The organism is Empedobacter brevis, from assembly GCF_965118635.1.
Classification (GTDB): Bacteria; Bacteroidota; Bacteroidia; order Flavobacteriales; family Weeksellaceae; genus Empedobacter; species Empedobacter brevis_A.
In genome coordinates this window covers 255,754-276,100 of the sequence record NZ_CBCPHV010000004.1, presented here as the reverse complement: position 1 = coordinate 276,100, position 20,347 = coordinate 255,754, and the positions used below count along the sequence as shown (strand labels likewise).

The 20,347-nt window shown below is 31.6% G+C and carries 19 protein-coding genes; 10 read left to right on the top strand and 9 right to left on the bottom strand.

Annotated features, from left to right (window positions below; translation table 11 throughout):
• Window positions 1-256: 256 nt before the first annotated feature.
• The 8 genes from ACMHJW_RS07680 to ACMHJW_RS07645 all read right to left on the bottom strand — a co-directional run bounded on the left by ACMHJW_RS07680 (window position 257) and on the right by ACMHJW_RS07645 (window position 9,051).
• Window positions 257-973 carry a sulfite exporter TauE/SafE family protein gene (locus ACMHJW_RS07680; RefSeq protein WP_413532823.1) on the bottom strand — a complete coding sequence of 239 codons (717 nt, stop codon included), beginning with the start codon at window positions 971-973 and terminating at the stop codon, window positions 257-259.
• Complete coding sequence (locus ACMHJW_RS07675; protein ID WP_413532822.1) at window positions 958-1,401, bottom strand: FixH family protein; 444 nt, start codon at window positions 1,399-1,401, stop codon at window positions 958-960. Before ACMHJW_RS07675 ends, ACMHJW_RS07680 begins: the two co-directional genes overlap by 16 nt.
• 3 nt (window positions 1,402-1,404) lie before the next feature.
• The gene (gene ccoG, locus ACMHJW_RS07670; protein ID WP_413532821.1) at window positions 1,405-2,892 is read right to left on the bottom strand and encodes a cytochrome c oxidase accessory protein CcoG; all 1,488 of its coding nucleotides are present in this window, start codon (window positions 2,890-2,892) and stop codon (window positions 1,405-1,407) included.
• A 104-nt stretch (window positions 2,893-2,996) separates the two neighbouring features.
• Window positions 2,997-3,944: a cbb3-type cytochrome c oxidase N-terminal domain-containing protein gene (locus tag ACMHJW_RS07665; protein ID WP_413532820.1), complete on the bottom strand. Its 948-nt coding sequence runs from the start codon at window positions 3,942-3,944 to the stop codon at window positions 2,997-2,999.
• Window positions 3,941-4,141: a cbb3-type cytochrome c oxidase subunit 3 gene (locus ACMHJW_RS07660; protein ID WP_413532819.1), complete on the bottom strand. Its 201-nt coding sequence runs from the start codon at window positions 4,139-4,141 to the stop codon at window positions 3,941-3,943. The genes ACMHJW_RS07665 and ACMHJW_RS07660 overlap by 4 nt, the downstream gene beginning before the upstream one ends.
• Entirely contained in the window at window positions 4,141-6,408 is a 2,268-nt protein-coding gene (ccoO, locus tag ACMHJW_RS07655; protein WP_413532818.1) for a cytochrome-c oxidase, cbb3-type subunit II, read from the bottom strand. Before ccoO ends, ACMHJW_RS07660 begins: the two co-directional genes overlap by 1 nt.
• On the bottom strand, window positions 6,408-6,572 hold the full coding sequence (ccoS, locus tag ACMHJW_RS07650; RefSeq protein WP_019974626.1) for a cbb3-type cytochrome oxidase assembly protein CcoS: 165 nt from the start codon (window positions 6,570-6,572) through the stop codon (window positions 6,408-6,410). Before ccoS ends, ccoO begins: the two co-directional genes overlap by 1 nt.
• Before the next feature lie 79 nt (window positions 6,573-6,651).
• Entirely contained in the window at window positions 6,652-9,051 is a 2,400-nt protein-coding gene (locus tag ACMHJW_RS07645; RefSeq protein ID WP_413532817.1) for a heavy metal translocating P-type ATPase, read from the bottom strand.
• 75 nt (window positions 9,052-9,126) lie between these two features.
• Between ACMHJW_RS07645 and ACMHJW_RS07640 the strand changes: the two genes are divergently transcribed.
• On the top strand, window positions 9,127-9,834 hold the full coding sequence (locus tag ACMHJW_RS07640; protein ID WP_413532816.1) for a Crp/Fnr family transcriptional regulator: 708 nt from the start codon (window positions 9,127-9,129) through the stop codon (window positions 9,832-9,834).
• Between the two features lie 129 nt (window positions 9,835-9,963).
• Here the strand turns inward: ACMHJW_RS07640 and hflX are convergent, their stop codons facing one another.
• Window positions 9,964-11,193, bottom strand: coding sequence for a GTPase HflX (hflX, locus tag ACMHJW_RS07635; protein ID WP_413532815.1), 1,230 nt, complete (start codon window positions 11,191-11,193; stop codon window positions 9,964-9,966).
• Window positions 11,194-11,711: 518 nt separating this feature from the next.
• On the opposite strand from hflX, the gene hisG reads away from it, so the two are divergent.
• The 9 genes from hisG (at window position 11,712) to ACMHJW_RS07590 (ending at window position 20,344) form a co-directional block, all read left to right on the top strand.
• Window positions 11,712-12,569, top strand: a complete 858-nt coding sequence (hisG, locus tag ACMHJW_RS07630) for an ATP phosphoribosyltransferase (RefSeq protein ID WP_413532814.1) — start codon at window positions 11,712-11,714, stop codon at window positions 12,567-12,569.
• Window positions 12,570-12,571: 2 nt separating this feature from the next.
• The gene (gene hisD / locus ACMHJW_RS07625; RefSeq protein ID WP_413532813.1) at window positions 12,572-13,858 is read left to right on the top strand and encodes a histidinol dehydrogenase; all 1,287 of its coding nucleotides are present in this window, start codon (window positions 12,572-12,574) and stop codon (window positions 13,856-13,858) included.
• Window positions 13,855-14,901, top strand: coding sequence for a histidinol-phosphate transaminase (hisC, locus tag ACMHJW_RS07620; RefSeq protein ID WP_413532812.1), 1,047 nt, complete (start codon window positions 13,855-13,857; stop codon window positions 14,899-14,901). Before hisD ends, hisC begins: the two co-directional genes overlap by 4 nt.
• A 2-nt stretch (window positions 14,902-14,903) precedes the next feature.
• The gene (hisB, locus tag ACMHJW_RS07615) at window positions 14,904-16,037 is read left to right on the top strand and encodes a bifunctional histidinol-phosphatase/imidazoleglycerol-phosphate dehydratase HisB (protein WP_413532811.1); all 1,134 of its coding nucleotides are present in this window, start codon (window positions 14,904-14,906) and stop codon (window positions 16,035-16,037) included.
• Window positions 16,037-16,636, top strand: coding sequence for an imidazole glycerol phosphate synthase subunit HisH (gene hisH / locus ACMHJW_RS07610; protein ID WP_413532810.1), 600 nt, complete (start codon window positions 16,037-16,039; stop codon window positions 16,634-16,636). Before hisB ends, hisH begins: the two co-directional genes overlap by 1 nt.
• Window positions 16,633-17,346, top strand: coding sequence for a 1-(5-phosphoribosyl)-5-[(5-phosphoribosylamino)methylideneamino]imidazole-4-carboxamide isomerase (gene hisA / locus ACMHJW_RS07605; RefSeq protein ID WP_413532809.1), 714 nt, complete (start codon window positions 16,633-16,635; stop codon window positions 17,344-17,346). The genes hisH and hisA overlap by 4 nt, the downstream gene beginning before the upstream one ends.
• Window position 17,347: 1 nt before the next feature.
• Window positions 17,348-18,100: an imidazole glycerol phosphate synthase subunit HisF gene (gene hisF, locus ACMHJW_RS07600; protein ID WP_413532808.1), complete on the top strand. Its 753-nt coding sequence runs from the start codon at window positions 17,348-17,350 to the stop codon at window positions 18,098-18,100.
• Window positions 18,097-18,708, top strand: coding sequence for a bifunctional phosphoribosyl-AMP cyclohydrolase/phosphoribosyl-ATP diphosphatase HisIE (gene hisIE / locus ACMHJW_RS07595; protein WP_413532807.1), 612 nt, complete (start codon window positions 18,097-18,099; stop codon window positions 18,706-18,708). Before hisF ends, hisIE begins: the two co-directional genes overlap by 4 nt.
• Before the next feature lie 172 nt (window positions 18,709-18,880).
• Window positions 18,881-20,344, top strand: coding sequence for an ankyrin repeat domain-containing protein (locus tag ACMHJW_RS07590; RefSeq protein WP_413532806.1), 1,464 nt, complete (start codon window positions 18,881-18,883; stop codon window positions 20,342-20,344).
• Window positions 20,345-20,347 lie beyond the last annotated feature (3 nt).

The following is a 20,347-nucleotide window of genomic DNA, read 5'->3' as shown; positions in this document are numbered from 1 at the left end:
CTGCGCAGTAAACAGACAAAACCTGCGCGGCTTTTGCATAACTCCTGCGCAGGTTTCACCCAAAAGCCGCGCAGCTTTTACTTGAAAGGTGCGCAGGTCTTTCTATCTTCTACTGCTAATAGGATAAGAATAGACGTTTTGTGTATAGAAATATCTAGTTAGAAACGTTTTCTTACTTCAGTATTAACAATGATTTTATTAATGAATAATCCCTTAATATGTAAGGTCAAATCTTGCTTATCTATATGTTTTCTGATTACATACAATGTTCGTCCATACCGTTTAGCTGTAGTGCTTCTTTGGCTGGAGAGATGTATGGTATATCTAATTCTAATCCGCGAAGGATGAATAATACACCTAGTATAAGTGTGATGATTGGTAATATTTTCAGGATTGTTTGGCGTTGTTTTACAGATAAGAAGTTACCAAATAAAACGGTTGCAAACATCAAAGGCAATGTACCTAGTCCAAAGAAGAACATGAATAGCGCACTTTTGTACACAGAACCAAGCCCAATGGCAGCTGTAAGTGAGGCATAGACCATTCCGCAAGGCAGTAATCCGTTTAATAGTCCAACGATGTATAGAGAGGATGAGTCTTTCTTGATAAGGAATTTACCAAGAGAAAGTTTCACTTTTACCATTAGCGCATTTACGGGACGTAGTTGTGTTGCTCCGTTTTCGTAGAATTTAGGAATCATGACCATAATGATCATTAGGACACCTATTAGTATGCTTAGGTAATTTTGTAAGCCCACAAATGAAAACGATTCACCTATTAATCCTAGAAGAGCGCCTAGAATTGTATATGTTGTTACGCGTCCTAGTTGATATGTGAGGTTACGAAATGTGAATTTTAACTTGTTTTGAGATTCTAATCCCAACGATAAAGCAATAGGTCCGCACATCCCTACGCAATGTAGGGACGATGTAAGACCTATGGATAATGCTATAATAATTATTGTGAAATCCATCGAATTGACTTTTTAACCAAGTATGTTTGATTATTTTCTTTCCAGCTTAAAGTTAATTCGTATTCACCGTTGATTAACTTAACAGCAGGTACTAAGAAATTCTTCTTGTCTGATAATTTAATTGGTGTTTTGATATCTTTTGTTTCGTCTGCACTACGCATTAAAAATATATCACCTTTAAAGTCTGCAGAAGTATTGGCTGGGAATTGAAATAAGAAGCCATTTGCTTGTACAATGATTTCTGGTTTTTCGGTCAAAGCATTTGCACGCTTCTCAGCGTTTATTTCGTCTTGAAAATGGATTTCCTTTTCATAGTAATTTTCTGTTACCATGCCTCCTGTATCTCCTGCGAAGTATAGCAATGATAGGATGAATATAATAAAACATCCTAGGGCGATTGCTACATAATGTCCCCAATTTAATTTCATATTTTAATATTTGAATGGAGCTGAGAAGCTCGTTTCGTATTTATCGATTACTTTTCCTTTTTGATTGACTAAACCAATCACTATTTTTTCTTTGTACGATTTCACTTCGTTCATAGGAATTTTCAAGTAGAAGTTTCCTTGAATGATTTGACCTTTTTCCATGTTTAAGTTATTTGCTCCTTCAAACATTTCTATTTTAGAATCTTTGTGAGATAATAATTTAAGACTTACAATTTGATCTGCGTTTGTTTTGTTGTACAACGTATATTCGAACTGGTTGACATAGTATTGACCTTCTACTTTGTAGTCAGTTCCAGGAACTTTAAGGTACTTAGATTCTACATCTGAACGAGAGAATAAGAACGCTGTCATTGCTCCAATTAATAATAATAAGGCAAATGTATAAGCAGCTAATCGTTTTGTGAACTTGAATTTTTCACCACGGATAATATCGTCTTCCGAAGCATAACGAATTAAACCTGTTGGTAAACCAACTTTTACCATTACTTCGTCACATGCATCAATACAAGCTGTACAGTTGACACATTCTAATTGGATACCATTACGAATATCAATACCCGTTGGACAAACTGCTACACATTGTCCACAGTCTATACAATCTCCTTTTCCTTCTGCTTTACGATCTTCATTCTTCTTGAATTTAGCACGACCTGCTGTTCCTTCACCGCGTTTAAAATCATACGCAACGTTGATTGTATGCGCATCAATTAATACACCTTGAAAACGTCCGTAAGGACAAACTAATGTACAAGCTTGTTCACGGAACCAAGCGAACACAAAATAAAACATTGCTGAGAAGATTACTAATCCAACCAATGTTCCGATGTTATCTGCTGGTCCTTCTTTTATCACACTATATAATGAATCAGCACCAATAATGTAGGCTAAGAATACATTTGCGATAATGAATGATAAAATAGCAAAGATTGTCCACTTCAATAATTTTTTACGAATCTTTTCTTCGTCCCAATCTTGTTTATCTAATCGGATTTGTTTGGCTCTATCTCCTTCTATGGCATATTCTATTTTTCTAAAAACCATTTCTAAAAATATGGTTTGCGGACATACCCATCCACAGAATAATCGACCATAAGCCATTGTAAATAATACGATAAAAATAATTGTCGTAATCATTCCTAAGGCTAAAAGGAAAAAGTCTGATGTAAAAAAAGGAAATCCGAATAATATAAATTGACTTTGTAATACATCAAATTTGAACAAGGGATTACCATTTGGTAACTTAAAGAAAGGTGTTAAGATTAATATTGCTAACAATACATAACTAACATATGTCCTATAAGTTGTAAACTTTCCTTTTGGTTTTTTTGGATAAACCCATTTACGTTCTCCTGTTCGTTCCATAGTTCCAATGGAACTACGAACGTCTTCATTCATCTGACTATTTTTTTCTAAATAATCGTCTAAATTAAATTCATCTTTATTTTTTGGGTCAGAATTTTCAACACTCATTTTAGTGAATTTTAAATGTATACAAATTTACGACTAAAAAAGAAAAGAGAGCTTATAAATAAGCTCTCTTTCAATATGATATTTGTTGTAATTCTTTTAACTAATTACTTTTGCTTCCAAGCTTCCATCAAATCTCCTTGTGGAGCAGCAGCACCTTCAGCAACAGTTTTAGTAGGTTCTTTTTGGTTGATAAAGTAAACATAAGAAGCTACTTTTTCAATTGCTAATCCTGATAACTCTTTACGTTGACCAAATGCACGCATTTGAGGATTGTGAGGAGATCCATTGTAAACAATGTGATAGATATTTTTAAACAAACTATCTTCTACATGATTCACCCAGTAATCATCAGTTAAGTTTGGTCCAATACCTCCTTTACCTCCTTCCATGTGACATTGTGTACAGTTTTGTTCAAAGATTTTTTTACCTTGTTCTACAATAGCAGGATCATTCGATTTGTTTACAGCTCCTGTGATATCAATATCATTCGCAACTGCCCAAATACTATCTTGTGCGTCTTTGTAAACCATTTCTTCTTCGTACTCTTTGTCCATATGAGCAAAGTCTGTAAAGCTGTATGCCATTACATATACTATCATAAACACTACACCAAAGTAGAATAATGATAACCACCATTGAGGTAAAGCGTTATCCAACTCTTTGATTCCGTCAAAACCATGGTCCAAAATAATAGATTCTTCTTCTTCGTCTGATTGTTTTTTACCAGCACTACTGAATAATCTTTTAAAATAACCGATTTTACCATCTTCTAAATATTTAGCTTGTTCTTCTTGCGATAATCTTTTGAATTTCTCTGCTTCAACAACTTTGTTTAAAGCATTGATTATTAAAAGCATCACAATTGCAACTGCTAATACTGCCCAGAAAATTCCTTGCGCAAATACATGCTTCAAGTGCTCCAATAAATTGTGTATCATTCCTTGAAAACCTGGTTCTGGCACCACATCTACTGGCGTTACCATTGTAAAAGCCAAGATTACTGCTAACAGCGTTAATGGAATAAATATATAAGCCGGGGTACGTTGTCTCATTTTGTATTATTTTTTTCGTTCTCTTCTGGTTCTAAATCTAATGCTGCAGATTCACTGTCTTTGTAATATTCTTTTGGTCTTTTCATCACCTTAACAAAAATCGTTACAAATACGACTATAAATCCTATAAGGATCAATGTCTGCAACAAAGATGCATACTCGTACTGAGAAAGGAATTCTTTATAATATTTTAACATTAGTTACTTGCTGTCTCTACTTGTTCAGCTTTAATATCTGTTCCTAAACGTTGTAAATATGCGATTAATGCTGTAATCTCACGATCTCTTAACGGAACAAACTCTTTACCTTGTTGTTTAGCTTCTGCTTCTTTTTTAGCATACAAGTCTTTCAAGTCAGATGCATCTTTAAAAATAGTTTGCTCAATAACTAAAGCTTGTTTGTTCATAGAAACTTGCATACTGTCAAAATCTTCTTGTTGATAAGGAACACCTAATGCAACCATAGATTTCATTTTATCACGCGTTAGCTCACGATCTAATTTATTTTCAATTAACCATGGGTAACGTGGCATGATAGAACCATCTGATGTAGAACGTGGATTCCACATGTGTTTGTAATGCCAAGCATCTGGATTTTTACCTCCTTCACGATGTAAGTCTGGACCAGTTCTTTTAGAACCCCATAAGAATGGATGATCGTAAACAAATTCACCTGCTTTAGAGTATTCTCCATAACGTTTTACTTCGTCACGGAATGGACGAACCATTTGCGTATGACAAGCATTACATCCTTCACGAATATATAAATCACGTCCTTCTAATTCTAACGGAGTATAAGGTTTGATACTTGCAATTGTTGGAACATTCGATTTCACTACAATAGTAGGAACAATCTCTACTAAACCACCAACAGCTAAAGTTAAAATAGCACCGATAGTTAATACGATTGGAGTTCTTTCAATCCAAGAGTGAACACCTTCTCCTTGTGTACGTGCTGCTGATTTTGGTGCTAATGCAGGAGCTTCTGCTTCTTCATTTGCAACAAAGTGTCCAGCTCTTACAGTTTTCCATACATTGATAACCATTAGGATAGATCCTATCAAGTATAATGTACCACCAAAAGCACGTAATGGATATAACCATTTTTTAAGAATTGTAACTGTCTGTAAGAAGTTACCATATTCTAATGTTCCATCTGGTGCAAATTGTTTCCACATTAAACCTTGTGTCCAACCTGCAACATACATAGGAATTACCCAGAATAAGATACCAAAAGTAGCTATCCAGAAGTGAGCATTAGCCATCTTAACAGATGCTAATTTTGTATTGAATAATTTTGGTGTCAAATAGTAAATCATACCAAAAGCAACGAAACCATTCCATCCTAATGTACCAACGTGTACGTGAGCAGGAACCCAGTCTGTAAAGTGACCAATTTTATTTAATGTTTTTGTTGCTAACATTGGACCTTCGAAAGTAGCCATACCATAACAAGTTAAAGCAACTACGAAGAATTTCAATATAGGATTTTCTCTAACTTTATCCCATGCACCACGTAATGTTAATAAACCATTTAACATACCTCCCCATGATGGAGCGATTAACATGATAGAGAATCCTGTTCCTAAAGCTTGTGCCCAACCTGGTAATGCTGTATAAAGCAAGTGGTGAGGACCAGCCCAAATATAAATAAAGATTAATGACCAAAAGTGAATAATAGATAATTTGTATGAGAATACAGGTCTATTAGCAGCTTTAGGTACAAAATAATACATTAATCCTAAGATTGGTGTCGTTAAGAAGAATGCTACGGCGTTATGACCATACCACCATTGTACTAACGCATCTTGAACTCCAGAATATAACGAATAAGATTTTGGAGCTGATAAGCTAAATGTTACTGGAATTTCTAAGTTGTTAAATACATGTAACATTGTAATTGCAGCCCATGTTCCGATATAGAACCAAATCGCTACATATAAGTGACGTACACGACGCTTAGCAATCGTTAAGAACATTTGTGATCCAAACAATACCCAAACTATCGCGATTAAAATATCAATTGGCCATTCATGCTCAGCATACTCTTTAGAAGTGTTGTATCCTAAGATAAATGTTACAAATGATAATACAATAAATAATTGCCATCCCCAAAAAACGATCCAGCTCATTACATCGCTGTACATTCTGGTTTTTAACAATCTTTGTACTGAATAATAAGCTCCAGTAAAAAAAGTATTCCCAACAAAAGCGAATACCGCAAATGTTGTATGAATCATTCTTAATCTACCAAAACCAAGTTTTCCCTGTGAATTGATTAAGCCTTGGATATTTCCTCCAATTGTCCCATCATCCGATCCGAAGATGTATTCTGGTAACGTAGGAAAAAACAACAAAGTTGCAACCAATACTCCAAAGAAAAATGCCATAACTGCCCAAAACAATGTGGCATAAAGGAAATACTTTACGATCTTATTGTCGTAACTAAAAGTCTGCATTTGCATTATGAGTCGATTTTATCTTGTGTTTTTTTATCATCTTTTAACATTCTCACCGCTGGAGATTCATCTTCGTCGAATTGCCCTTTCTTATATCCCAAAAAGAATAAAAGAAGAAAAATTGCCCCCAAAGAGACACTAACTAATATCATTAATAATAATATCCCCATAGCTCCACAAAATTACAAAGCCCTAAGTTCATATCACAATGATTTTAGTCAGAGCAGTATTTATAAGTCTAATTTAAAATCAATCTAAATTCCATTTTGTTATTTTATCAGCAATTCGAGTGCTTGCCGTCGCAAAAATTAACACTGAAATAGAACTAATTGGCATCAATATAGCCGCTACAACTGGCTGTAAATAACCAGAAACTGCAAAACTAAGTCCAACAATATTATATAAGAAACTGATGATGAATGCAATTTTTACAAAACTCATCGTTGTCTTCGATAATTTTAAAAAATTTGGAATAGCCTTAAAACTTTTTGCATCCAAAATTCCGTCACATGAAGGCGAAAAACTATTAATATCCTCAGAAATAGAGATTCCTACTGTACTTTGTTTCAAAGCTCCAGCATCATTCAATCCATCTCCAAACATCATCACTTTTTTTCCTTCTTGTTCCAATTTTTTAATATATTCTAATTTATCTGTTGGCGATTGATTAAAAATTAATTTCGCATTTGCCGGAAAAATTGTTTCTAAATACTCTTTTTCAGAATCATTATCTCCAGATAAAACATGTAATTGATAACCATTTAATTCTTTCAATAGATTATCTAAACCTTTTCTATATCTATTTGTATATACAAATTTACCAAAAACTTCTCCATCAATTGATAAAAAAACTTGAGATTGATTCAAAATAACTTTTTCATCAAAAGTTGCATTTGTAAAACTTCTTGAACCTACTTTTATTTGATGTCCATCTACCTCAGCTTGCTGCCCTTTCCCTACTATTTCTTGGTAATCAGAAATTGGTAAACGATCATCAACATTTAGCTTTTTATATAAAGTACGACTTAAAGGATGATTCGAATTACGAATCAATGCTTTTATCAATTGTTCTTGATAATCAGAAAGTTCTTTCCCTTCATATTTTACTTGCGCTTCATCGCTTTCTGTAATTGTACCAGTTTTATCGAAAACTAAATCTGTAATCTTCTCCATTCTTTCAATTGTAGAAGTATTTTTTACATAGAATTTCTTGTTTCCGAAAATTCGCATCATGTGACCTAAAATAAATGGAGAGGACAAACCTAATGCGCAAGGACAAGCTATGATTAAAATAGATGTTACGACTTCTAATATTTTTGATGGATCATGAAAATACCAATATACAGCAGAAATAGCTGTAATAATAAGAATAATTAATGTAAAATAATGGCTGATTTTATTCGTCAGTGCATTCAATTCCGATTCTTCTTTTTGGAAAGCATCATTGTTCCAAAGTTGTGTTAAATAACTTTGATTAACATCTGATATTATTTCTAATTCTATTGCATGCCCAGATTGTTTTCCTCCTGCAAAAATCTTATCTCCAGCCTTTTTCTGAATCAAACGAGATTCTCCTGTTACAAATGAATTATCAATCATTGCTTCCCCTTTCATCAAAATAGCATCAGCAGGAATAATTTCTTCATTTCTAATTAGAATGCGATCTCCTTTTTTCAAATCGGCTAATAAAATTGGCTGTTCGTATCCATTTTCCAATTTTGCAACCGCAATGGGATAAAATGATTTATAATCTCGATCAAATGCTAACGCTTGCATGGTTTGTTGCTGAAACCATTTTCCCGTTAACATTAAAAATAATAGCATTGCTAATGTATCAAAATATCCAGGAGAAAGATCAAAAATGATATCATACGTTGATTTTAGCATAATCACGATAATTCCTAAAGCAATTGGTACATCTATATTAATGTATTTATTTTTTAATCCTTGCCAAGCCGAAACAAAATAATCCGTAGATGAATAGAAGAAAACTGGTAAGGCTAATGCAAACATTGTCCAACGGAAATAACCTTTGTTTTGATCTAACCATTGTTCTTTTACATCACCAAAAACTTCGACATATTCAGGGAATGATAAAAGCATAATATTCCCAAAACAAAATCCAGCAATCACCAATTTACTCACCAAAGATCGGTCAACTTTGTTTTTTTTCTTCTTATCTAATGTTTTTAAATTAATCGAAGGCTTGTATCCTAAATTTGTAATAAATCTAGCTAAATCTCCTAATTTCAAATCTGCATCTCGATAAGTAATCTGAACTGTTTTTTGAGTAAAATTAACATTTGAAGAAATGATATTTGGATTAATCGTATTCAAACTTTCTAATAACCAAACACACGAAGTACAGTGCATCACAGGCACATAAAAGGAGACAACTGTAACGCCGTCATCTGAAAAATCTACAACTTTATCAAAGATTTCTTTTGTGTTTAAGAAATCAAACTGATGATTACTTTTTCCATCAGGACGCAAACCTGCATTACGATTAATATCGTAATAATCTTTAAGATTATTTACGTTTAAAATCTCGTAAACCGTTTTACAACCCTGACAACAAAAATCCTTTTCATCGAACTGAATAACCTCTTCTTCAATTCGTTGACCACAGTGAAAACAATTCTCTTCCATACTATTTTGCAAAATTACTTTCCTTTTAGCAGAATTAACGTTAACTTTGTATGAATTAAGTCATAACAACAAGATATGTCAGAGTTTAATGAGAATGTAGTATCGATTAAAGCGATGTTTGATAGCCCAGAATCTTTCGGGGTTTTTAGTAAGGAAGAATTATTAGAGTTTGAGCAAGAGAAAAAAATCTTCAATCTAAAAAAAGGAGACGAAATTATCCAAGAAGGAAATACACCAAAGGGTATCTATTGCGTCATGAAAGGAACGGCCAAGTTGTTCAAAATTGGCTTTAACGGAAAAGAGCAAATTCTACGTTTTATTAATGAAGGTGACATTATCGGTTATCGCTCAATTTTAAGTCAAGAAGTTTTTGGAGCATCTGCTACAGCAATGACTCCAGTTGAAATATACTATATTCCAGAAAAATTCTTTTTAAAATTATTAGAAGTTAATCCAAAATTAGCTTTCAATATTTTACAAAGAATTGCAAAAGATTTAGGTGAATATGCACGAACAATCACTTATTTAGCCCAAAAAACAGTTCGCGAACGTTTGGCTGAAGTTTTAATTTTATTGGAAGGTAAATTAGGAACAGATAAAGACGGATTTATAAATATTTCGTTAACACGCGAAGAAATGGCTAACTTGATTGGAACAGCAACAGAATCTGCAATTCGTTTGATTTCAGAATTCAAAACAGATGAATTAATCGAAGTTGAAGGTAGAAAAATCAAAGTTTTAGATCATCAAAAGTTGACTAAATTAGGTCATATTATTTTGTAAGAAATTATTCTTTATATAAAATTAAAAGTCGCTAATAAGCGACTTTTTTTATTCCAATTATTGTTTTCTTCAATTTTGAAACAAAAAAAGAGTTCAAAACTGAACTCTTTTTTTATATATTGATTCTTTCTATTCTTCCGAATTATTTTCTTCGTCCTCTTCTTCATAATACTGAAAAAGGAAATTATTATAAGGAAAACGTTTCATGTGAATTTCTTTCACTTTTTCATAAACCGTTTTGCGTAATTCTTCTAAATTATCTTTTTCCGTTGCCGAAATAAACAATGTTGGCTCATCTGTTTTTGCCATCCATGTACGTTCCCAATCTTCTAACGAATAATTCTCGAATTTCTTTTCAGACAAATCATCTTCATCTTGTTTGATGTAAGAGAAATTATCAATTTTATTGAAAACCATAATTGTTGGTTTCTCTTTTGAATCTATCTCAGCCAAAATTTGATTAACTGCATTTACATGATCTTCAAAACTTGTATGCGAAATATCCACAACATGAACCAATAAATCAGCTTCTCTAACCTCATCTAATGTTGACTTGAAAGATTCGACTAATTGCGTTGGTAATTTGCGAATAAATCCAACTGTATCCGTTAACAAGAAAGGTAAATTACCAATTACAACTTTACGAACTGTTGTATCTAATGTTGCAAATAATTTATCTTCTGCAAAAACTTCGGATTTCGATAATACATTCATCAATGTTGATTTCCCAACATTTGTATAACCAACTAAAGCTACACGAACCAATGCTCCACGATTTTTACGCTGAGTAGCCATTTGTCTATCGATTCCTTTTAATTTCTCTTTTAATAAAGTAATTCGATCACGAATAATACGTCTATCTGTTTCAATTTCCGTTTCACCAGGTCCACGCATACCAATTCCTCCTCGCTGACGTTCTAAGTGCGTCCACATTCGTGTTAATCGAGGTAATAAATATTGATATTGTGCCAATTCCACTTGCGTACGTGCATATGACGATTGTGCTCTTTGAGCAAAAATATCTAATATCAATTGTGTACGATCGATGATCTTTTTATTGATCACTTTCTCAATATTTTTTAACTGAGAAGGCGTTAATTCGTCGTCAAAAATAACTGTATCAATATCATATTCTTCAACAAAGGCAGCAATTTCGTCTAATTTTCCACTTCCTACAAAGAATTTAGAATCTGGTTTATCCATTTTCTGAGTAAAACGTTCACCAACTGTAGCTCCTGCTGTATAAGCTAAGAACTCCAATTCATCCATATATTCAGTCAACTTCTCTTCAGATTGTTCACGTGTGATCAATCCTACTAAAACGACTTTTTCGTATTGTGCTTCTTTCTTTTCTAACATATATTACTGCAAAAATAAAGTAAAGTTTTTGATGTCAGACTAATTGAGCAAAATTCTTACCGAATAATTTTTCAAATGATTAAAATTTGACCAAAATCCATCTTAATTCCTTAACTAAAGCTATTTATATAAAATATTAGATTTAAAATAATAATTCTGAATCTATTCTAAGTATTTAAAACAAAAACAACCTTCTATAAACGTAACTATATTAAAAATCAATACAATTCATTTTTAAAACTAAATTTTATACATCTTCCCTAATTTCAAAAAAAAGAGGTTATCAATTGAAAATTTATTTCTACATTTGTTTCAACAAGAAATAAAAATGTATACAAATCAATTACATCATCATCACCATCATACTTGCACTCAAGCGAGCAGATAGTGATATGTAATTATTTTATCAAAATATCTAAATCCCGTTTGAGTAAATCAAACGGGATTTTTGTTTCTTCTCAAAATCAATTCTCTTTTTGTTATTTACTCAAACTTTTTTAAAAAATAAAACATTAAAAATGAGTAAATTAAAAATAGCCATTCAAAAAAGTGGTCGATTAAGTGAAAAATCACTCGAATTATTAAAAGATTGTGGAATTAAAATTTCAACAAGCAATCGAAAATTAAGAACTGAAGCTGCAAATTTTCCAATTGAAATTTTATTCTTACGTGACGATGATATTCCACAATATGTGGAACAAGGCGTAGCTGATATTGGGATTTTAGGAGAAAATGAAGTTTGGGAAAAAGACAAAAAAATTACTCAAATTCGTCAATTAGGATTTGCTGCTTGTAAAATGTGTTTAGCGATTCCGAAAGATGAACTTTATACCGATTTAAGTTATTTTCAAAACAAAAAAATCGCAACTTCTTATCCAAAAATACTTCGTAATTATTTCGAAAAAAAAGGAATTAATGTCAAAATTGAAGAAATTGGCGGAAGTGTTGAAATCGCTCCAAGCATTGGTCTTTCGAACGCAATTTTTGATATTGTATCTACAGGTTCTACGCTTCTTACAAACGGATTGAAACAAGTAGAAACTGTGATTGAATCTCAAGCTGTTTTAATTGCTAATCAGAATTTGATAAAAGAAAAACAAACCATTTTAAATCGATTATTGTTTCGTATAGAAGCCGTAAAACAATCTTCAGAAAATAAATATATTTTATTAAATGCGCCTAACGAAAAGTTAGATGAAATCATCGCTTTATTACCTGGAATGAAATCTCCAACAATTTTACCACTTGCCGAAAAAGGTTGGTCCTCAATCCACACTGTAATTAAAGAAGATACTTTTTGGGATATTATAGAGCAACTAAAAGCAATGGGCGCAGAAGGAATTTTAGTATTAGAAATCGAAAAAATGATTTTATAAAGATGAAAACATTTATCAAACCTCAACTTTCAGATTGGTCAACTTTAACATCTCGACCAACAAAAAAAAGCCAAGATTTACAGAAAATTGTTTTAGCTATTTTCGATAAAATTCAATCTAAAAAAGATGAAGCATTAATTGATTTTACAGAACAATTCGATCAAGTTCGATTGACTTCTTTAGAAGTTTCTGTTGAAGAAATTGAAGAAGCAAAAACTTTAATTTCAGAAGATTTAAAAAAAGCAATTCAATTAGCAGCTTCTAACATAGAAAAATTCCATATTTCGCAGCGTGAAGAAATCAAAGTTATTGAAACAACAAAAGGTGTAAATTGTTGGAGAGAATCGCGCGGAATAGAAAATGTAGGAATTTACATTCCAGGAGGAACAGCTCCGTTATTCTCAACAACTTTGATGCTAGGAATTCCAGCTAAATTGGCTAATTGCAACAACATTATTTTATGTACGCCGCCAAATAAAAAAGGTAAAATTGATCCTACAATTTTATATACAGCTGACTTAATTGGTATTGAAAAAATTTACAAAATTGGTGGAATACAAGCAATCGGAGCATTAACTTTTGGAACAGAAACAATTCAGAAAGTAGATAAAATTTTTGGTCCAGGAAACCAATATGTAACAGCTGCTAAACAAGTCGCTCAAAATTTTGGAATCGCAATTGATATGCCTGCTGGACCAAGCGAAGTTTTAGTTATTGCAGACGAAACATCAATTCCGAAATATGTAGCAGCCGATTTATTATCGCAAGCTGAACATGGAATTGATTCACAAGTAATCTTATTAACAACAAACGAACAAATATTAAATAAAACTATTGTTGAAATTAATACACAATTAGAAGTTTTACCAAGAAAAGAATTCGCTGCTAAAGCATTGGAAAACTCAAAAGGAATTGTTTTGAATTCTTTAGAAGAATGTATTTCTTTCTCTAATATTTATGCGCCAGAACACTTAATTTTCGCTTGCGAAACTGCTGAAAATTATATTAAACAAATTAGAAATGCTGGTTCTGTTTTTTTAGGAAATTATTCGTGTGAATCGGCTGGAGATTATGCTTCTGGAACTAATCATACTTTACCTACGAATGGTTATGCAAAGAACTATTCTGGCGTTTCTTTAGATAGTTTTATTAAAAAAATTACATTCCAAAAATTATCCGCAGAAGGTATTCAGAATATTGGTCCTGCAATAGAATTAATGGCTGAAGCTGAAAAATTATTTGCACACAAAAATGCTGTTACTTTACGCTTAAACGATTTAAAAAAATGAAAAATTTTAATTTAAACAAACTAATTCGTCCTACTATAAAAGCGATGAAAGCTTATACATCAGCGCGAGACGAATTTCAAAAAATAAATGATGATTTCGTTTTCTTAGATGCAAATGAAAATCCATTCAACAATGGATTAAATCGTTATCCAGATCCTTTGCAACGTAATGTAAAATCAATTTTAAGCAAGCTCAAAAATTTTCCTACAGAACAGATTTTATTAGGAAATGGAAGCGATGAAGTGTTGGATTTAATTTTTCGTGCTTTTTGCGAACCAAATCAAGATAATGTTATTGCGATTTCTCCTTCTTATGGAATGTATCATGTTTTAGCAAATTTAAACGCTGTTGAATATCGAAAATCTTTATTAAACGAAGCTAATTTTCAACCAAAAATAGATGACATTTTTTCGAAAGTAGATCACAATACAAAAATAATTTTTTTATGTTCTCCTAATAATCCCACAGGAGAAATCATAAAGAGAAAAACTATTCTAGAAATTATCAATCGTTTCGATGGTTTAGTAATTATCGATGAAGCTTACATTGATTTTGCTTCTGAACCTTCTTGGATTGAAGAAATAAAAAATTTTCCGAATGTAATTGTTATTCAAACTCTTTCGAAAGCTTTTGGTTTAGCGGGAATTCGTTTAGGGATTTTATATGCTTCGAAGGAAATAGTTACAGTTTTAAATAAAATAAAACCTCCTTATAATATCAATCAATTAACACAATTAAAAGCAATTGAAATTTTAAGTCAATATGAGAAAATTATTGAAGCAACGAATCAAATTATTCAACAAAAAGAAATTTTAAAAAATGCTTTAAATGAAATTTCATTCATTGAAAAAATCTATCCAAGCGATGCAAATTTTATTTTAATAAAAGTAGATGATGCTAAAAAACGTTATGATCAGCTCGTTGAAAAAGGAATTATAATCCGCAACAGAAACAACGATGATTTATGTGAAAATTGTTTACGAATCACGATTGGAACAGAACTTGAAAATCAAAAATTAATACAAACATTTAAAACAATATAACTTTGAAACGCGTACTTTTTATAGATAGAGATGGAACACTTATTTTGGAACCAGCTGATTACCAAGTTGACAGTTTTTCTAAATTGGAATTCTATCCAGAAGTGTTTTTTTATTTAGGTAAAATTGCAAAAGAATTAGATTACGAATTAGTAATGGTTACAAATCAAGATGGTTTGGGAACGCCTGCTAATCCAGAAGAATTATTTTGGCCAATTCAGAATTTCGTAGTCAAAGCTTTCGAAAATGAAAAGGTTAAATTCGAAGATATATACATCGATAAAACCTTTGCTTACGAAAATGCTCCCACACGCAAACCTGGAACAGCCTTATTAACAAAATACATCAATAATCCGGAATATGATTTAGCAAATTCATTCGTTATTGGAGATCGTTTAACAGATATTAAGTTAGCTCAAAATTTAGGAAGCAAAGGAATTTTTATTGCTAACGATGAAACTTTAGGAGCCGAAGAAATAAAAGATAATAATGGTTTGAAAGATTCTATTGCTTTAAAAACCACTTCTTGGAAAGAAATTTATGAATTTTTAAAATTAAAAAATCGTACAGCTTCTATTATTCGTAACACAAACGAAACAAAAATAAAAATTGACTTAAATCTTGATGGAACAGGAAAATCGGATATTTCGACAGGAATTCCTTTCTTCGATCATATGTTAGATCAAATTGCTCGTCATGGACAAATGGATTTAGTGATTAAAGTTGATGGAGATTTAAAAGTTGACGAACACCACACGATTGAAGATACTGCAATTGCGCTTGGCGAAGTTTTTTCTCAAGCTTTGGGAAATAAATTAGGCATAGAACGTTATGGATTTACATTGCCTATGGACGATTGTTTAGCACAAGTTGCAATTGATTTTGGAGGAAGAAATTGGATTGTTTGGGAAGCGGATTTCAAACGAGAAATGATTGGACAAATGCCAACAGAAATGTTTTATCACTTCTTTAAATCCTTTACAGATGGAGCAAAAGCAAACTTAAATATTAAAGCAGAAGGGATAAATGAACATCACAAAATAGAAGCAATTTTCAAGGCTTTTTCTAAAGCAATTAAAGTCGCAGTAAAACGTGATCCAGAAAAAATGATTTTACCTTCAACAAAAGGAATGTTATAATGATAGCTATTGTAAAATATAATGCAGGAAATGTAAAATCAGTTTACAATGCGATAACACGTTTGGGTTATGAAGCTGTAATTACAGATGATTTTGAAACCTTGCAAAATGCCGAAAAAGTAATTTTCCCTGGAGTTGGAGAAGCAAGTTCTGCAATGAAATATCTAAAAGAAAAAGGATTGGATAAAATCATTAAAAACTTAAAACAACCAACCTTAGGAATTTGTTTAGGTCAACAATTAATGTGTCAATATTCAGAAGAAGGAAACACCAATTGTTTAGGAATTTTTCCAATTCAAGTAAAATTATTTCCTGCAAAAGAAATTGTTCCTCACATGGGCTGGAATACGATTTATGATTTTCAAAATATCATCTATAATATCCCTGCAAAACTATTTGATAATATTAATGAAAATTCTGATGTCTATTATGTTCACAGTTATTATTGTGAATTATCCAATTTCACGATTGCAAAGACAAATTATATTTTGGAATATTCAGCAGCATTAAATAAAGACAATTTTTATGCAACACAATTTCATCCAGAAAAATCGGCAGGAATTGGAGAGCAAATCTTAAAAAACTTTTTAACATTATGAGAATCATCCCAGCAATAGATATTATCGAAGGAAAATGTGTACGATTATCACAAGGCGATTACGATACTAAAAAAATATACAATGAAAATCCATTGGAAGTCGCAAAAGAATTTGAAGATTATGGAATTGACTATTTACACTTAGTAGATTTAGATGGAGCAAAATCGAAACAAATCATCAATTACAAAACCTTAGAATTAATCGCATCAAAAACTAATCTGAAAGTTGATTTTGGAGGAGGAATTAAATCGAATGACGATATTAGAATTGCTTTTGAATGTGGTGCGAATCAAATTACAGGAGGAAGTATTGCAGTTCAAAACCCAACCTTATTTCAAGAATGGATTTCACATTACGGAAGTGAAAAAATAATTTTAGGAGCCGATGCAAAAAACAGAAAAATTGCTACTCATGGTTGGTTAGAAACTTCTGAATTAGATGTGATTAATTTTATTCAAGAATATAAAACGAAAGGAATTAATTATGTAATCTGTACAGATATTGCAAAAGATGGGATGTTGCAAGGAACATCAAACGAATTGTACAAAGAAATTTTAGCAACAGTTGACGTTAAATTAATTGCTTCTGGCGGAGTTTCTTCCATTGATGATCTAATTCAAGTAAAAGAATTAGGCTGCGAAGGAGCAATTCTTGGAAAAGCAATTTACGAAGGAAAAATTCAGTTGAAAGATTTAAAGCAATTATATTAAAATGCTAAAGAAAAGAATCATTCCGTGTCTTGATATCAAGGATGGAAGAACGGTAAAAGGTATTAATTTCATTGGTTTACGCGATGCCGGAGATCCAGTTGAATTAGCAAAAAAATATGTAGAAGAAGGTGCTGACGAATTGGTCTTTTTAGATATTACTGCTACAATTGAAAAACGCAAAACTTTGACTAAAATGGTGGAAAAAATTGCTTCTGCGATTAATATTCCATTTACAGTAGGTGGCGGAATCAATTCAGTGGAAGATGCTTCAGCAGTAATTCAAGCTGGAGCTGATAAAATCGCTGTAAATTCTTCTGCTGTTAAAAACCCACAATTAATCGCTGATTTAGCTGCTCGTTTTGGCTCGCAATGTGTCGTAGTTGCTATAGATACACGTGATATAAATGGAACACAAAAAGTTTTTGTGAGTGGAGGAAAAATAGAAACCGATTGGAAAACCTTAAATTGGGTAAAAAAAGTTGAAGAATTAGGAGCTGGAGAAATCCTATTAACATCTATGGATGGTGATGGAACAAAAGCCGGATTTAGAATAGACATTACAAAAACTGTAGCAGATGCAGTAAATATTCCTGTAATAGCTTCGGGCGGAGCAGGAACAAAAGAACATTTCAACCAAGTTTTTACACAAACAAAAGCAAGTGGCGGATTGGCTGCAAGTATTTTTCACTTTGGAGAAATTCAAATTCCATCACTCAAAAATTATTTAAAAGAACAAAACATTCCTATACGATGAACATCGATTTTAACAAAAATAATGATGGATTAGTTCCAGTTATTATTCAAAATTACCTCAACAATCAAGTCCTAATGTTAGGATATATGAACGAAGAAGCATTTTATAAAACACAAGAAATTGGTAAAGTAACTTTCTTCTCTCGCTCTAAAAATAGATTATGGACAAAAGGCGAAGAATCTGGAAACTTTTTAGAAGTAAAATCTATTTCTATTGATTGTGATCAAGATTCAATTTTGATTAAAGTTAAACCATTTGGACCAACTTGTCATACAGGTTCTATCACTTGTTTTCAAGAAATTTCAAATCGTGGTTTTATATATGAATTAGAACAAACAATTAACGACAGAATTGATTTGGATAATGATCCTGATTCTTATACCAATAAATTATACAAAAGAGGAATCAATAAAGTTGCTCAAAAAGTTGGTGAAGAAGCTGTAGAATTAGTGATAGAAGCCAAAGATAATAATGATGATTTGTTTCTAAACGAAGCCGCAGATTTAATGTATCATTATTTAATTTTATTAAAAACAAAAGGATTCCAATTAGAAGATGTTGAAAACATACTCAAATCAAGAGAAAACAATCCAAGGCGCGAAGAATAATAGAAGATTTATAAACTCAAAAAAAGAGTTCAATTAATCATCCATATAAAAAAATGATGTTTAACAGAATTAGCTAAAATTAATCAATTTAATTAGAATTAATATAAATTAAAATAATACTTTTGAAACTAAATTAAAATTAATCTAAATAATAATTGTATAATATTCTAATATGAAAAAAATATTCATTTCTGTTGCTATCCTTGTTGCTTCATTTATTCAAGCACAAACCAATACGTTAATGGATGGTGCTTTCTGGAAAAATAATCCTACAATAGAAACTGTAAAAGTTGAAATTTCTAAAGGAAATAGTCCATCTTTTCAAAACGGTGGTTTCTTTGATCCTGTTGTGATTGCTACTTTAAATAATGCCGATACTGATGTTATTAAATTTTTAATCGAACAAGAAGGAAATTCAGTTGATAAAAAAACTCATCATTCAAGAATTTATCTTCAATGGGCTGCTTCAGTAGGAAATTTAGAATTAGTAAATTATTTACTTGCCAAAGGTTCAGATGTTAATTATAAAGATAGCCATGGCGATGATGTAATTACATATGCAGCAAGTGCAGGAAATCAAAATATAGCAGTTTATGATGCATTAATTAAAGCTGGAGCAAATCCTAAAGTAAAAGGAGAAGATGGTTCTAACTTAATTATGTTATCAATTGCAAATGATAATGATTTAAAAGTTGCAGAATATTTTATTTCAAAAGGTTTATCTTTAAATGAAAAAGATGCTAATGGTAGAACTGTAGCAGATTATGCTGCAAAATTAGGAAACTTATCTATCATCGATAAACTAATTGCAAAAGGAGTAAAACCTACAGATCAAGCTTTGTTTTTTGCAACACAAGGTTCTAGATCAAAAGAAAATGGTGTAGAAGTTTTTCAAGAATTAATTTCTAAATACAAATTAAATCCAAAAGCTTTAAATCCAAACGGACAAACGTTATTACATACTTTAGCTCGTAGAGGAAACTTAGAAACAATAAACTTTATCTTATCAAAAGGAGTTGATCCAAAAGTTGTAGATAAAGAAGGAAATACAGCATTAATAATAGCTTCTGGCGGAAAAAATGTAGAATTAATTCAAACATTATTAGCCAAAGTTAATAACATAAATACTGTAAATAAAAATGGTGAATCTGCCTTAACAAGAGCTGTCGCTTCAGGATCACCAGAAATTGTAGCTTTATTATTAGAAAAAGGTGCAAAAGCTAATATTGTAGACAAAGAAGGAAATAATTTAGCATATTATTGGTTCAATTCATTCAGACCAAACGATAATGCTTTCGCAGAAAAACAAGCTTTATTAACAAATGCAAAAGTTGATTTTAAAGCAAGACAAAGCAAAGGCGCAACATTATTACATATAGCAGTTGATAAAGGAAATCTTAATTTAGTAAAAAAAGCAATTGAATTAGGTGTAAATATTAATGCTATAGATGAAGATGGAAACACAGCTTTACACAAAGCAGCTTTAATTGCAAAAGATGATGCAATCCTAAAAACTTTAGTTGCTGCTGGAGCTAAAAAAGATATTAAAACAGAGTTTGATGAAACAGCTTATGATTTAGCTGAAGACAACCAGTTTCTAAAGAAAAATAATGTATCTATTGACTTTTTAAAATAATAC